Here is a 16242-nt window from a genome sequence, read left to right on the forward strand (position 1 = left end):
TCAAAAAGTCTGACCGTGACGGTGGTGAGCGGGGTTATTTTGATGTCGGGCTTTCGTCTGTTTATATAAAAAAAGCATCAACGGCACATGCTGTTGATGCTTTTTTTGATATGCTAGGGTTTGGAGAGCACTTCAATTCCGACGTTGACCATTTTGTCCAGTCCCATAAAAGACAGGCAGATTTTGGCGCGTCTTTTTCTTTTATCGATCTTTTTAATAATGCCTTCCATTCCTTTAAGAGGCCCTGAGGCAACGGTTACTTTTGAATTTTCAATATAGACTTTTGAATAATCTACAGTGTCTCCTTCTCCGATCAGCCTAATGATAGGGAGGATTTCTTCATCCTTAATTGTCGTGAAATAGGTTTTACGCTCTTTGGAATAATATGCGCCGTTATTCACGATTCTGCATGAAATGGGGAGTTCTTTGATTTTATGAAATGTCCGCTCTGTCATCTTCGTTTTAAACAGCACATATCCCGGAAACATCTTTTTGAGTGCCTCGTATTTGATTCCGGCTTTTCGTTCTGTGACTTTTTTCTTGGGTATGATTGAGTAGAGAGCCTGCTCATCAAACTGCAGACGCAGAAATTTTTGAACTGTTTCTTCTTTTCCGGACTCTACAAAAAGTGCGTACCATTTCATGACTGGGTCCTCCTTAGAATAATAAGAAATTATTATACAAAGAAAGTATTTAATGGATAGTATTTAAAGTGATTAAAAATTTTTCTAATTCGTCTTTTTTTTACATAATATATGAAAATGAAAAATAAGTATAGACCCAATTGACAGAGAAGCGATGAAATTTTCTTTGACATGAAAAGGGTTCAGGGAATTATCTGACAATTATCCCGAAACAATTATGCCGACTGTCCACCCAACATAAAACTGTGGAATAAATGTCAGAAAATAACGAAATAAAACCTTGACATTATTATCTATAAATTGATATTATTCTCTTTAAATAGCAACTATTTGTTAAATTTATTAAATTGATGTAAAGCACCTATTAAATTTCAATCGCTGTTTCGGCACGTTGAAGAGGAAATAGGGATTATAAAAATGATTGTAATGTATATATCTACATATACATGATAAGGGAGAAGTGTGCCGTCATGGCTGTTTTCGGGCATATTGGCACTGCAGCTTGTCATGCGAAACATTCAGTAAACAAGCAAGATGTCTTTATATAAATTATGTTAGAAAAGGAAAACACAATGCGTTTGCGATTTTTAAACCTGTGCTGAATCGCAAACGCGTTTGTGTTTTTATTTTTATGCCGGTGTTTACACCAGTCAATATATGAAATAAGAGACGTTTTTGTATGGAGATCCACATGTGATATACAAAATTGGCGATGCGGAAAGGATGAGGATAAGATGCTTACGTTTGTGTTCCCGGGGCAGGGTTCTCAATTTAAAGGAATGGGAGCCGGACTGTTTGATGAATTTCAAGATCTGACACGTCAGGCTGATGACATATTAGGCTACTCTATAGAAGAATTGTGTCTGGAGGATCCGAATCACCAGCTGGGGAAAACGCAATTTACCCAGCCGGCGTTATATACGGTGAGTGCACTCAGTTATTTAAAGAAAATGAAAGAGTCCGGCAGAGAGCCTGATTACGCCGCAGGGCACAGTTTAGGAGAATATAATGCGTTATTTGCGGCCGGCTGCTTTGATTTTGAGACCGGTTTGCAGCTTGTGAAAAAAAGAGGGGAGCTCATGAGCAAGGCAGCTCCCGGAGGCATGGCGGCGGTTTTGGGGTTTACCGCTGAACAAGTAAAAGAGGTTCTATCCGATTATCATCTGACCGGCATTGATATCGCTAACCACAATTCACCTTCGCAAATTGTGATCGCCGGAACGAAACAAGACATTGAAAAAGCGGGCCCCGTCTTTGAAAAAGCCGGCGTGAGAATGTACCTTCCTTTAAATGTGAGCGGCGCCTTCCATTCCCGCTATATGAAAGATGCTGAAAAAGAGTTCGCGGATTATTTAGAAGAAACGGCGTTTTTGCCTCTTCGTTTTCCGGTGATCTCAAATCTTCATGCCGCACCTTATAAGAATGATGAAATCAAAACAAATCTGACTTTGCAAATGACCAATCAGGTAAAGTGGACGGACACGATACGCCGTCTGATGGGACTTGAAAATAATGAAATTGCAGAAGTCGGGCCCGGGGAAGTGCTGACAAAACTGACGCGTCAGATTAAAAAAGATGCCGTCCCATTACCTATGCCGAAAGAAGAGTCTGATACTGCTGATGTTAAAGCATCGGCAGCTGATCCGCAAAAAACGGCGGGAATGAGATTAGGGAACGAAGATTTTAAAAAAGATTATAACATCCAATATGCTTACATGACGGGCTCCATGTACAGGGGAATTGCTTCGGAACAGATGGTCATTAAAGCGGCAAAAGCGGGAATGCTGGGCTTTTTCGGAACGGGCGGATTGAGTATCGAACGGATCGGACAGGCCATCGGAACCATCCGGTCTGCACTGCGGCAAGGGGAAACATTCGGAATGAATCTTCTTCATCATATGATGTCACCTGACAAGGAAGTCAGAATGATAGATTTATATTTGAAAAACGGCATTCATCTTATTGAAGCATCGGCATTTATGGGCATAACCCCCGCTCTTGTTATATACAGGGCAAAGGGATTAACCAGGAATCATGACGGGTCGGTGTCAGTTCAAAACAAAATCATCGCGAAAGTATCCCGGCCTGAAGTCGCTGAGGCCTTTCTGAATCCGGCTCCGGCTCATGTGCTGGAAAGACTTGTGTCTGACAATCGGCTGACAGCCGGGGAAGCGGCGCTTGCAAAAGAAATTCCGATGGCTGATGACATTTGCGTTGAAGCGGATTCAGGAGGGCATACCGACCAAGGGATTCCGTATACATTAATGCCTGCCATGATCAGACTCAGAGACCGCATGATGGAGAAGCACGGTTATGCGAAAAAAGTAAGAATCGGCGCAGCGGGCGGCATCGGCACTCCGGAAGCGGCTGCTGCCGCGTTTCTGCTCGGCGCCGAATTTATCGGAACCGGTTCTATTAATCAATGCACGGTCGAAGCCGGGACAAGTGATTCAGTGAAAGATCTGCTTCAGGAAGCGAACGTGCAGGATACGTCATACGCTCCTGCGGGAGATATGTTTGAAGCGGGAGCAAGGGTGCAGGTGCTGAAAAAAGGCCTGTTTTTCCCGGCAAGAGCCAATAAACTCTTTGACTTGTACAGACAATACAATTCTTTAGATGAAATAGATGAAAAAACGAAAACATTAATTGAAGAAAAGTATTTCCAGCGCAGTTTTGAAGAAGTGTATGAGCAGTTGAAACGTGATAAATCTCCTGAGCAGATCGCCAAAGCCGAACAGAATCCGAAACACAAAATGGCGATGGTATTTAAATGGTATTTTTCTCATACGACAAGGCTCGCTCTGGAAGGAAAAAGTGAAAGTAAAATAGATTACCAAATTCATTGCGGTCCTGCGCTCGGCGCGTTTAATCAATGGGTGAAAGGAACCCCGCTTGAAAATTGGAGAAACAGGCATGTCGATCTGATCGGCAAACAGCTCATGGAAGAAACAGCCGGCCTTCTTGCGCAAAGGCTGGTATCGATTACAGGCTGAGTATGACCAGCCATTACATTTTTTCTGCGGAGGACAGACCATGCTGATTGAAAATCATGAATTAACGATGAGCCATGTCGGGTTAGGGAATTTGAATGAGTACGCGCTGCTGCTGTTATTCGGCAACGCACACAGTCACCATTTAACGGACGGAACGGGATTCCGGCCTGATCAGATGGCCGATCACCAAGGGCTGATTTTGTATCCGGCTTATTTTATGACACATCTCAAAGTTCCTTCAGATCAGCCTCTTGATCAGTACCGATTATGGGACGAGGTTTCCGTCGGAGTCGATATCTCCCGGTTTGGAGAAACCATATTAGAATCTGATTATTTGTTCGGGCCGAAAGGAGCGGTCAGCTCTGATAAAAGCGAGTGGGACCGGGGACGGTTTCCTTCTATGAAAGCCAATAGTTTAATTGTCGTCGACGTCACACAAACAGAAGGTTCGACGCGCAAAGTCTCAGCGCCTAAGGCTGAATGCATTGCGGAACTTTCTAAGCTAGCCAAGCCGCCTTACGCCCTGATGCGGTCAAAGAAAATCAGAACGGACGCCTTCGGTATGAAGCCGGGCAATCTCAAAACAGCAGACCCCGTTTCATATCGGGTTCCTGTTGATCAGGATGCTGCGCCCGGGCATGCCATGGTGTTTGCGAAATTCAGCAAGATAATGGATGCGGCGGAATTTGAATGGATGACGCGCCGGTCGAAGCCGGGTTTTCCGGTTTCAATCGCGCGGCATTTATTTTTGCTTGAAAGAGAGACGTATTATTACGGAAATTGTTTTGCAGATGAAGAGCTTGATATTTATATGACGGGACACATTGAAGAATGCGATCCCGACTTTCACGGTGAGTCCCTCGGTATGATCTCAGTGGCGAAAATCAGCTATCAGATTGAAGTCTATATGAAAAGAAATCATACATTGCTGGCCATTTCCAAGGTGGACAAGCTGCTGGCGGTGCCGACCTCTTCACAAGATCATATTCCGGATTATAAGCGGGTCATCAGAAGTCTATAAAATGAAGAATGGAGCTGAAAGCAAATGGAACAAACCAAGGAAATGAAGCAGATCATCGCTCAAATCATTCAGGACATTCAAGAACAGCAGTCATATCGGGCCGTCGAAGCAGGAGATGATGTGAGAGTCATAGAGGATCTGGGCTTCTCATCACTGGATATCGCTCAATTAGTCGCACAGATGGAGATGGAAACCGGAGTAGATCCTTTTTCCCAAGGAGAAACAATTTCAAGCATTACAACCGTCGGCAGCATTTGTGATATTTATCAAAAATATATGGACAGTGCTCAATCATGAAAACAGAAAGCGGGGGAGATATCAGCTGGGTGACTGATAAGCTTAGGGAAACGCAAGACAGTGAGTTTCTCATTTTTAAAGGGCAGACTTTTACGTATGATGATTTGCTGGCACGAATTAGCTTTTTTCAGAAAGAACTTGAACAAAACGGAATACGTGAAGGAGAATGTGTGGCGCTTATCGGGGATTATTCCCCGAACGCTATTTTCTTGCTGATGGCGCTTTTGTTAAACCGAAATATCGTTGTCCCTCTCAGCAATGAATCAAGGGAAAAGCATCTCGATATGTTTGAAGACGCGAAAGTGAATCAAATCATTGAAATAAATGAAAATGACAGCTGGACGCTTCGTGAAGGTTCTGAAAGCGCCTCTCACCCTCTGCTTGATGACCTGCGCGAGAGAAGGGAGTCAGGCATTATTATTTTCACATCGGGAACTTCCGGCAAAAGCAAAGCATCCGTGTTAAGCGCCGGCCGGCTGCTTGAAAAATATAAAACGGCGAAGAGAAAACCGCTGCGTACGCTCATTTTTCTGAAATTGGATCATATCGGCGGCATTAATACGCTGTTTGCGATTCTATTTAACGGGGGAACCATCGTCACATCAGACAGCAGAACGCCGGAGTCCGTTTATCAGGCGGTCGACAAGCATGCTGTCCAAGTGCTCCCCGCCACCCCGACCTTTTTAAACATGCTGCTGATGTCCAAGGCGGATGCCGGCTATAACCTCTCTTCACTCCGGCTGATCACTTACGGCACAGAACCGATGCCCCAATCAACGCTGCGCGGCATTCACCGGCTGTTTCCGGATGTACGGCTGAAACAAACATACGGATTAACTGAACTGGGTATATTCTCAACGAAATCAAAAGACAGCCAATCCACTTGGATGAAAGTGGGCGGTGCCGGAACAGAGACCAAAATTACCGGAGGCACGCTTTGGGTCCGTTCTGAGTCCGCGATGCTCGGCTATTTAAACGCACCGTCACCTTTCGATGAAGACGGCTGGTATGACACCGGTGACCAGGTGGAAACAGACGGCGAATATATAAGAATCCTTGGAAGAAAGAGTGAAATCATTAATGTGGGCGGAGAGAAAGTGTTTCCGGCAGAGGTGGAAAGCGTCTTTCTGGAGATACCGAATGTCCGGGATGTTCTCATAACAGGCAGAAAAAATCCGATTACAGGCGAGATTGTCGCGGCAGAGGCCGTGCTCGAAAAAGAAGAAGATATCAAATCTTTCAGAAAGCGGGCCGTAGCTCATTGCAAACAGAAGCTGCAGCCATATCAGATACCGCAGATCATCTCTGTTACAGATCGGAAACTGTCTAATGATCGATTTAAAAAAATAAGAAACGTGTAAAACAGGAGGCAAATATGAATAACGGAAAAGTAGCGGTCGTCAGCGGAGGAAGCCGGGGGCTGGGAAAAGCGATTGTACAGACGCTTTTGGATGAGGATTACATAGTAGCCGCTTTCAGCCGCAGTGAATCTGATTTTATTAACACATTGAGAGAGAGTGAAAAGTACCGCGGCCGCTTTTATTGGGAAGCGGCGGATGCGGCGGATGATGCCGCCATGAAACAGTTTGTTCTTCAAGTATACCGCAAGTTTTCCAGAATAGACGGCTTGGTCAATAACGCCGGTTTGAACCTTGATCAGCTGCTGCCCCTGACCAATGATGAAGACATTGACCGCATCCTCAATCTGAATATCGGCTCAGTCATCAAGCTGACCCGGAACGTTTCCCGTGTCATGCTGAAACAAAATTCCGGATCAATCGTTAACATAAGCTCCATTATCGGCTCAAGAGGATTTAAAGGCACTTCAGTCTACAGTGCATCCAAAGCGGCTCTTGACGGCTTGACGCGAAGCCTGGCCAGGGAGCTCGGGTCTAAAGGAATCCGTGTCAATTCACTTGCGCCCGGTTTTGTGGACACCGATATGACGAAAAATATGCCGGAAAAACAAAAATCGCAGATTATCAGAAGGACGCCGATGGGACGTTTAGGTGAAACAGACGATATGACCGGACTCGTTCGTTTCCTGCTTTCTCCTGAATCGTCCTTTATGACCGGACAGACAATGGCAATAGACGGCGGATTAACTTGTTAAAGCACAGAAAAATTCTTTTGTACAAGGGATGGTATCCTCATGAAATGTATTAACGAATTTTTAAGAACGGTAATAGCGCAAAAGCTGGGTGCCGAGGTGACCGAAGCGGAAGATAAAACCGCTTTTTTTACTCTTGGCGTGACGTCTCTCATCAGTGAAGAAATCATGACCATATTGCATAAAGAATTTACCGGCCTTTCTGAAACGCTGCTGTTTGAATATCCGAACATTGAGAAATTGAGTGAGTTTTTAAGTGCGCAGAAACGAAATCCCGAAAGCGTTCTTGAATTCACAGAAACGGAGCCTGATACGGGAAGCCGGCAGGAAGAAGAATTGCTTCCCGTACAGGCGGCTGAAAAGGTGCCTGAACCGGCAACGGACGGGAGCTCTGATATTGCGGTTATCGGAATGAGCGGGATGTTTCCGAAAGCGGAAAACCAGCATGATTTTTGGAACAATTTAATGGAAAATAAAGATTGTGTCACTGAAATCCCAGAGGACAGATGGGACAGCTCTTATTACTCGGAAGAGAAAACGGCAGAATACGCTTCATACAGTAAATGGGGAGGTTTTATTGATCATCCGGATCAATTTGACCCGCTGTTTTTTTCTGTTTCCCCGTGGGAAGCTGATTTAATGGATCCTCAGCAAAAATTGTATGTCACGTGCTGCTGGGAAGCGATGGAGGATGCCGGTTACGGGAATCCGGCGGCGAGGCCGACGGATCAAATCGGTGTATTCGCCGGAGTGACCTGGAATGAATATTCATTAATTGCACACGAAGAAGGTTTCCTCAAAGATCAGTACAAAGGCCCCGGCTCCTTATATTGGGGCATTCCGAACCGGGTTTCTTATTTCCTTGATCTCCATGGCCCGAGCATCGCTGTTGATACGGCGTGTTCTTCATCGCTTGTCGCCGTCCATCAGGCTTGTCAGGCCATTATGTCGGGCGACTGTGAAATGGCGCTGGCCGGAGGCGTCAACCTCAGCTTACATCCGCAAAAATACATGTTTTTAAGCCAATCGCATTTTCTGTCTTCTGAAGGAAAATGCCGCAGTTTCGGTGAAGGCGGAGACGGTTACGTGCCCGGCGAAGGCGCGGGAGCCGTTTTGTTAAAACCATTGAAAAAAGCGATTGCGGACAAAGACCACATCTACGGTGTCATTAAGGGGTCAGCCACTAATCACGGCGGCAAAACGACCGGGTATACGGTGCCGAATCCGGAAGCGCACCGGGACCTGATTTTATCCGCTCTAAACAGAGCCGCGGTAAGTCCGGCGGATATCAGCTACATTGAAGCTCACGGAACCGGCACGGCGCTCGGCGATCCGATTGAGATACGCGGCCTGTCTATGGCATTTGATAAACAGACCGATGAGAAAAACTACTGCGGAATCGGCTCGGTGAAATCCAATATCGGACATTTGGAAGCGGCTGCAGGGATCGCCGGTTTAATCAAGGTGCTTTTAAGCATGAAACATGAAACGCTTCCCGCCAGTCTGCACTCCGAGGAACTGAACCGCAAGATTTCTTTTTCTGATTCGCCATTTTATGTCGTCCGAAACAACCGGCCGTGGCCGGCTGAAGGAGATAAACCGAGAATCGCCGCAATCAGTTCATTCGGCGCAGGAGGCTCTAATGCCCATCTGATCGTAGGTGCTTATCAGCCAAAACGGCAAGCGGACAAGAATACTGAGCAAAAACCGCATGCCGTCGTATTAAGCGCACATTCCGAACAGCAGCTGAAAGAATATGCCGGGAAATTGAGCTCCTTTCTTGCCCGTTTGGAAAACCTGCCTTCTGCCGGCGGATACAGTCTGGAAAATATCGCTGCCACCTTATTGTCAGGCAGAGAGCCTTTCTCCTTCCGGCTTGCTGTCATTGCATCATCCCTTTCTGAGCTGAAACAGCGATTGGACGGATTTGTAAGCGGTCACAGCGACGGCAGGTATATGTACTTCGGAAAAGCGTCACACGGGCGGCCGGACGTTTCAGGCCAATCCGTTTCAGATCCTGAGAAATTTGCCGCGCTGTGGGTGAAAGGCCTTCAAGGTTGCAAAAAGCCGGAAACGCCGTATCAGAAAGTTCCGCTTCCTACGTATCCGTTTTTAAAGGAAACGTCCTGGCTGACCGATCAAAAAAAGCGGTATACAAAAAAGCCCCAAAATATCAAAAAGCGTGAAGCGCTGCATCCTCTGCTTGATGAGAATATTTCATCCGCCCGGAAAGGGACGTTTCAAAAGATATTTTCCAAGGATGAATATTTCTTTAAAGATCATTTAGTGAACGAAAAATATGTGCTTCCCGGAGTCTGTCATCTGGAAATGGCGGCATACGGCGCGGGATTGTGGGGAGAACGCCCGGTCGTCTCTCTTCAAAGTGTGTGGTACATGGAGCCGATTGTGACAGGGACAGACCCAAGATCCGTCATGATAGAGTTTGAAGCAGAAAAAGAGCGTATAAGCTATGTCATTAAAGAAAAAGGAGCGGACGGCACCCTCTTTTCGCAAGGAGAAGTGATTTGTAAAGAAAAAGGGACGTCTTTAGAGGCCCCGGCCTTTCAGCTCCCGGCGCCATTTGCGCAGAGAACGGAGCCGGAAGACATCTATCACTCGTTCTCTGAGGCGGGAATCGTGCAAAAGGACAGTTTTCAGGTCATCCGCGAATTCTCTTATACAGAAAGGAAAGCACTGGCCAAATTAACGCTCCCGTCACACTTGGAAGCCGATTTTAAACAGTACATCCTACATCCGTCCTTAATGGATGGCGCTGTTCAAACTGCAATGGCGCATGTGCTGCAATTTCAAAAAGAGCCTGCGCTTATCGTACCGTTTTCCTTCGGAGAAATACAGCTGCTTGAACCGTTAGCGAAAACCGTATTTGTGTATGCGGAGGTAAAAGCGGCCTCTGTTCACCAATTTGATCTGCATATTTGTGATGAGCGCGGCGTGCTGTTGGCGGCAGTGAAAGATTTTATCATAAAAGAGGTGCAGGAAAGCGCCGGGTTTAACCAAAAAGCTGGCGTCACGCCGAAGAAAAGCTGTGAAACGGAATTGCTTATGACACCGGTTTGGAACACCGTCACCATTCCGGAAACCGGCATGTCTTTCATGCGTGAAGAAAAAATAATCGTCATCGGGGCCGGGCTGGATTTTCAGCAGGCTTTGAAAGAGATGTATTCCGATGTCCGTTTTCCGGACATCACTTCTTTGGACAGCGCGGAACAAATGGCTGAAACATTGAAAGCGCAAGGCTCTTTTCAACACATGATATGGGCGGCGCCGGATCATCCCATTCCATCCGTTTATGATGCGGATACGGCCGAGGGACAGGAGCACGGGGTCATGCAGCTTTTCCGGCTGGTAAAATCGCTTCTGCTTCTGAATTTTGACACGGAACAACTATCATTGACAATCTGCACGTTTCAAGCACAGCCGATTCATGAACATGATGAGGTCAATCCGAGTCATGCAAGCATACACGGATTAGCGGGGGCGCTCGCAAAAGAATACAGCAATTGGAGCATCCGGCTTCTTGATTTGGAATCTCAAAGGGGAGACCGGCATCTTCCCGATGTCTTCTCTTTACCGGCGGACCCCGAGGGAAATCCGTGGGTCTTTCGTGCAGGTCAGTGGCACCGCCAGCAATTGGCCGTCTGCCAGCCTCATGCAGATGAGCCTTCATTATACCGGCACGGCGGGGTTTATGTGATTATCGGCGGAGCAGGCGGAATAGGAGAAGTATGGACTGAATATATGATTCAGACCTATCAGGCGAAAATTATCTGGATCGGGAGACGGAAAAAAGATACACAGATTGAAAGAAAGCTGAAAAGACTTGCGGCTTTAGGTCCCGCACCGCAATATTTCAGCGCGGATGCTGCCGATTATGACTCTCTCAAACGGGCGTATGACACCATTGTAAAGGAAAATGGAAAGGTCCGCGGAATCATCCATTCCGCCATCGTGTTATCAGACCGAAGTTTTGCCAATATGGAAGAGGATCAGTTCCGCGCGTCACTTTCTGCAAAAACTGATGTGAGCTTGCAGATTGCCCGGGTAGCTGAAGGGGAACCCCTGGATTTCTTGCTGTTTTTCTCTTCGATGATGTCGTTTCAAAAAGCGCCGGGACAGAGCAATTATGCCGCCGGGTGCACGTTTAAAGACGCTTTTGCTAAGCGGATCTCACAGAAAGCGCCGTATGCCGTAAAGGTTGTCAATTGGGGCTTTTGGGGAAGTGTCGGCGTTGTCGCTTCAGAACAATACCGGAAACGGATGGAGCGGGACGGAATCGCTTCTATTGAGGCGCCCGAAGCGATGAAAACGCTGGAAACCCTGCTTTCCGGACCTCATGACCAGCTGGCGCTGATCAAAACGACAGATCCGGTTTTTATGAAAGACGATCTGAAAGAACAAGTAACGGTTTATCCGGAAAAGATTCCTTCCGCACTCGGACAATTAACGGTTAACATCACGCAGAATGACGAAGCTGAGCGGTTAAAAGCATCAAGTGTCATGAGCTGCATGAGAGAGATGGAGTCCCTTATTGAAAAAATGCTTGTATCAACCCTTTATGAGATGGGAGCCGGGCTTGGTCAGGCTTTGCCGTTATTTCAATCGGCTGCCGGCATAACGGAACAATACAGCAGATGGCTGAAAGAGAGCTTTGTCCTCCTGAATAAATTAGCGCTTACTCCGGAAAAAACGGATCTAGGGCAGGTGTGGGAGGAATGGGAGCGGAAAAAAGAGACTTGGCTGCGCCAGAAAGACATGAGGGCGCATGTCAGATTGGCAGAAGAGACATTGCGTGTGCTTCCAGACATTTTAACCGGAAAGCTTCCGGCAACGGAAGTGATGTTCCCTGACTCCTCCTTCCGTCTTGTGGAAGGCATTTACCGCAATAATATCATTTCTGATTTTTTCAATGACAAGCTTGCTGACACATTGATTGCAGTTTTGAAGGAACGTCTGGAAAAAGACCCGCAGGCGAAAATCCGCATTTTAGAAATCGGAGCCGGAACGGGCGGGACGAGCGCCGCGGTCATGAGAAAATTGAAACCGTATGAAGCGCATATTGCCGAATATTGTTTCACGGATATTTCTAAAGCATTTCTTTTACATGCAGAAGACATATTCGGTCCGGAATATCCTTATGTCACTTATAAAATATTCAACGCTGAGCAGCCAGTATCAGCAGAAGCGCCGGACATCGGCACGTATGACGCAGTGATCGCGACCAATGTGCTTCATGCGACAAAAAATATCCGCTCTACGCTGCGCCATGCGAAAGCAATGCTGCAAAAAAACGGCCAGCTGTTAATAAATGAGATCAACAGCCGCACCATATTCAACCATGTGACGTTCGGCCTTCTTGAAGGCTGGTGGCTGTATGAGGATCATGATTTACGGATTCCGGGCTGTCCGGGGGTTGATCCGGCCGGCTGGGCGGAAGCGCTTTCGCTTGAAGGATTCGTCCATCCTCTGTTTCCGGCTGAAACCGCACACGACTTAGGCCAGCAGATTATAGCGGCTGAAAGTGACGGAACGGTCAGGCTTGCCCTCACGCAGGCGTCAGAAGAGAAGCCGGAGCGCCGTCCGTATGACGCAGAAGGTCTTTCGGATGATACTTTGCACTTCAGCCTGAGAGAAAAAAGCGTTGAACTGATGAAGAAGGTAATCGGTGAAGCGCTTAAAGTGCCGGCGCATCGTCTTTTATCCCATGAACCTTTAACCGCATACGGATTGGATTCCATACTGGTCGTCAGACTGACCAACGCGTTAAAAGACGTCTTCGGTTCTGTCAGCAGCACTTTATTTTTTGAATATCAAACCATTGATGAGCTTGCTGATTACTTTCTGTCTTCCCGTAAAGAAGCGCTCGAGCGGCAATTCGGGAATGGACGGGCTCATCCCGAAAACGCCGGACGGGTGCAGGCTCCCGCAGAAAGCGCCGCGCCGATTCCAAACGTAAGGGAACGGGGCATCACATATCTGACGGAATTAATAGGAAAAACGCTGAAGATTCCGAGCGGGAGAATGGATCCGTCGGTTTCCTTAACCGCATACGGTTTGGATTCTATTCTGGTCGTCAGGCTCACAAATGCCTTTCGTAACGTGTTTGACCAAATGACCAGCACCCTCTTTTTTGAATATCAGACGATAGAAGAAATCGCGGATTACCTGCTTCTTTCTCAGCCGGAAGCATTTATGAAAGCGATGGGTGTGCGTAAGGCACAGCTGTCTGATCACACAGATAATCTGAATGTAAAACAAAACAAGATTCCTCAAAACGAGGAAGGCAGCAGGACGAACGGAGATCCCTATATCCAGGATATCGCTGTCATCGGTCTGTCAGGCCGGTATCCGGGCGCCGATCACGTTGATGAGCTGTGGGAAAATGTAAAAGCCGGCAGGCATTCTATTACTGAAGTGCCGAAAGATCGCTGGGACTGGAAAACGTTTTATAACGAGGAACGCGGAAAATGGGGGTCCATTTATTCAAAATGGGGCGGTTTTCTCGATGACATTGATAAATTTGATCCGCTGTTTTTCCGTATATCTCCCGCGGAAGCTGAAAGGATGGATCCGCAGGAAAGGTTGTTTCTGCAGACTGCTTATTCAAGCATTGAAGATGCGGGGTACACCCCGGCCACGCTTTGTGACAGCCGGAAAATCGGAGTCTTTGTCGGTGTGATGAACAGCAATTACCCGACAGTTCCCAGCGACTGGTCTATCGCAAACAGAGTATCGTTTTTGTTCAATTTCCAAGGGCCGAGTATGGCTGTGGATACAGCCTGCTCTTCTTCTTTAACAGCTGTCCATCTCGCCGCAGAAAGCCTGCGGAGCGGAATGAGTGAAACAGCGATTGCCGGCGGAGTCAATCTTATCGTTGATCCGGCCCACTATGAGCGGCTGTCCGCTTTTTCAATGCTGTCTCCCGGTGATAAATGCAAATCTTTCGGAGACAGTGCGGACGGTTTTGTTGACGGTGAAGGAGTAGGGGCGATTGTGTTAAAGCCGCTTGCTCAAGCGGAGAAAGACGGCGATCATATTTACGGCGTTATCAAAGGAAGCATGCTGAATGCAGCAGGAAGGACAAACGCTTATATGGTGCCGAATCCGAAAGCGCAGTTTGATCTGATCGCAGAGACGTTGAAACGGACAGACATTCACCCGAGAACGGTCAGTTACTTGGAAGCCCACGGAACGGGCACTGCGCTCGGTGATCCGATTGAAATCGACGGGTTAACGAAAGCTTTTCGCCTGACAACAGAAGACCGGCAGTTTTGTTCCATCGGTTCAATTAAATCAAATATCGGACATTTAGAAAGCGCTGCCGGGATTGCGGGGATCACCAAACTGCTTCTGCAATTGAAACATAAGAGGATTGCCCCTTCATTGCATGCGGCGGAATTGAATCCGAATATTGAGTTTGAGCACACTCCGTTTTTCGTACAGCAAAAAGAAACGGAATGGAAGCGACCTGTCTTGAATATCACGGGTGAAATGAAGGAATATCCGAGAATTGCCGGCATTTCCTCCTTTGGAGCAGGAGGTTCAAACGCGCATGTCATCATTCAGGAATTTGTGCCGTCTGACAGCCTGAAACCAATGGAAAACGCGTCTGTTTCTCCGCAAAAACCGGCTGTTATTATTTTATCAGCGCGAAATGAGCAGCAATTGACAGAGCGCGCCCGCCGGCTTCTGGATGATGTCATAAGAAAAAAACGTTCTGACGGGGATTTAGCCAAGATCGCTTACACGCTTCAGACGGGAAGAGAACCGATGGCTGAGCGGCTTGCATTTACGGCCGAGTCGATAGAAGAACTGAAAATGAAGCTTATGAGTTTCTCAAACGATCATAATATCGAACATGCTCATATCTGGCGGGGCAGGACAGCCAAACATCATTCATTGGCGGCTTCACTCACTTCTGATGAAGATATGGCGCTTACCATAAATGCCTGGCTGAAAAAAGGGAAATACGGAAAGCTGCTTGACCTTTGGGTTAAAGGACTTGACGTCGATTGGTCAGCTCTTTATCAGTGCAACCCGGGCCGCATCAGTCTCCCGGCCTACCCTTTTGCCAAAGACCGATATTGGGTCACAAAAGCTGATGTGTCACTTGACAAAACAGGCTCAGCGAAAAGTGAGAAAGCAGCCAGACTTCACCCGCTGCTCCACACGAATACATCGACCTTTACCGCCCAGCGTTTTACTTCTGTTTTTTCAGGACATGAACCGTTTTTTGCCGATCACATCGTCAATGGAAAACCGGTGCTTCCGGGCGCGGCTGCTTTAGAAATGGCCCGGGCCGCCGTTACATTTGCCGCCGAAGACTTGCCGGGCGGGAAAACGGGTGTAAGGCTCAAACAGATCGTTTGGCTCCGTCCGGTGACGGCGCTTTCTGAAGGAGTGACGCTTCATGTAAAGCTTCAGCCGGAAGAAAACGGAGACATCGCTTTTGAAGCGTATGCCGAAGGAGAAGAGCCGCTTGTCTTTTTCCAGGGAAAGGCCGTGCTCGAAGAGACGGAACGTGCTCCTGTTCTCGATGTAGAAGCGGTTCAGGCGCGCTGCGGCGGCCGTCACTTGTCAAAGGCTGAGTGCTATGAAGCGTTCGACAGCCTCGGCATCACCAACGGACCGTCGCATCAGGCGCTTGACGCCGTCTATGCCGGAAACGGAGAAGTGCTCGCAAAGCTCACTCTTCCGCCGTCCGCCCGCGAAGAAAAGGAGCCGTTCATCCTGCATCCGAGCATGCTGGACGCCGCCCTTCAGGCTTCTATCGGTCTCGTGCTCTCAGACGGTTCCGCGTCCGGACGGCCGTTTCTGCCGTTTGCCCTCCAGGATATGCAGGTGTTTTCTGCGTGCCGGGAGACGATGTGGGCGGTGCTTTCCTCAGCGGACGGCGCCTATCATATTGAGCTGTGTGATGAAAACGGCGCGGTATGTGTCCGATTGAAGGGGCTCACCGCCCGTTTTCTGGAAGAGGAAACGGAGGAAAAACCGCTCTTGCTTCAGCCAAAGTGGCAGGAATCACCGCCGGATGAAGGCGGCGGACAAGAAGCGTCTTTCAGATACGTGACGCTGTATGGCGGAATGAACGCTGAGGACATAAGCGGCGCCGTATGTGCGGCTGACGGCGAAGGTCCGATTGAAGACCGTTATGACGCA

At 47.7% G+C, this 16242-nt stretch carries 7 protein-coding genes; 6 read left to right on the forward strand and 1 reads right to left on the reverse strand.

Annotated features, from left to right (window positions below; translation table 11 throughout):
* Positions 1-113 precede the first annotated feature (113 nt).
* A complete protein-coding gene (loaP, locus tag BR62_RS0109645) occupies positions 114-644 on the reverse strand; it encodes an antiterminator LoaP (RefSeq protein ID WP_007408401.1) in 531 nt (176 codons plus the stop codon).
* Between the two features lie 734 nt (positions 645-1378).
* Here loaP and fabD point away from each other — a divergent pair.
* The 6 genes from fabD to BR62_RS0109675 all read left to right on the forward strand — a co-directional run.
* Entirely contained in the window at positions 1379-3637 is a 2259-nt protein-coding gene (gene fabD, locus BR62_RS0109650) for an ACP S-malonyltransferase (RefSeq protein ID WP_032870647.1), read from the forward strand.
* A 40-nt stretch (positions 3638-3677) separates the two neighbouring features.
* A complete protein-coding gene (locus tag BR62_RS0109655; RefSeq protein ID WP_015240163.1) occupies positions 3678-4658 on the forward strand; it encodes an LnmK family bifunctional acyltransferase/decarboxylase in 981 nt (326 codons plus the stop codon).
* 24 nt (positions 4659-4682) lie between these two features.
* Entirely contained in the window at positions 4683-4955 is a 273-nt protein-coding gene (locus BR62_RS0109660; protein ID WP_003153264.1) for an acyl carrier protein, read from the forward strand.
* A complete protein-coding gene (locus BR62_RS0109665; RefSeq protein ID WP_032870650.1) occupies positions 4952-6316 on the forward strand; it encodes a long-chain fatty acid--CoA ligase in 1365 nt (454 codons plus the stop codon). Before BR62_RS0109660 ends, BR62_RS0109665 begins: the two co-directional genes overlap by 4 nt.
* A 14-nt stretch (positions 6317-6330) precedes the next feature.
* On the forward strand, positions 6331-7068 hold the full coding sequence (locus BR62_RS0109670; protein WP_025284970.1) for an SDR family oxidoreductase: 738 nt from the start codon (positions 6331-6333) through the stop codon (positions 7066-7068).
* Positions 7069-7107: 39 nt separating this feature from the next.
* Positions 7108-16242: type I polyketide synthase (locus BR62_RS0109675; RefSeq protein WP_032870653.1), on the forward strand; the 9135-nt coding region annotated here is incomplete at its 3' end.

It is taken from the genome of Bacillus sp. UNC69MF, from assembly GCF_000746035.1.
GTDB classification, from domain to species: Bacteria; Bacillota; Bacilli; order Bacillales; family Bacillaceae; genus Bacillus; species Bacillus velezensis.

Bases quoted from the DNA above. Each gene is read 5' to 3' on its own strand.
- fabD (WP_032870647.1), top strand. From the start codon at position 1,379: ATGCTTACGTTTGTGTTCCCGGGGCAGGGTTCTCAATTTAAAGGAATG.
- BR62_RS0109655 (WP_015240163.1), top strand. From the start codon at position 3,678: ATGCTGATTGAAAATCATGAATTAACGATGAGCCATGTCGGGTTAGGG.
- BR62_RS0109670 (WP_025284970.1), top strand. From the start codon at position 6,331: ATGAATAACGGAAAAGTAGCGGTCGTCAGCGGAGGAAGCCGGGGGCTG.
- loaP (WP_007408401.1), bottom strand. From the start codon at position 644: ATGAAATGGTACGCACTTTTTGTAGAGTCCGGAAAAGAAGAAACAGTT.
- BR62_RS0109660 (WP_003153264.1), top strand. From the start codon at position 4,683: ATGGAACAAACCAAGGAAATGAAGCAGATCATCGCTCAAATCATTCAG.
- BR62_RS0109665 (WP_032870650.1), top strand. From the start codon at position 4,952: ATGAAAACAGAAAGCGGGGGAGATATCAGCTGGGTGACTGATAAGCTT.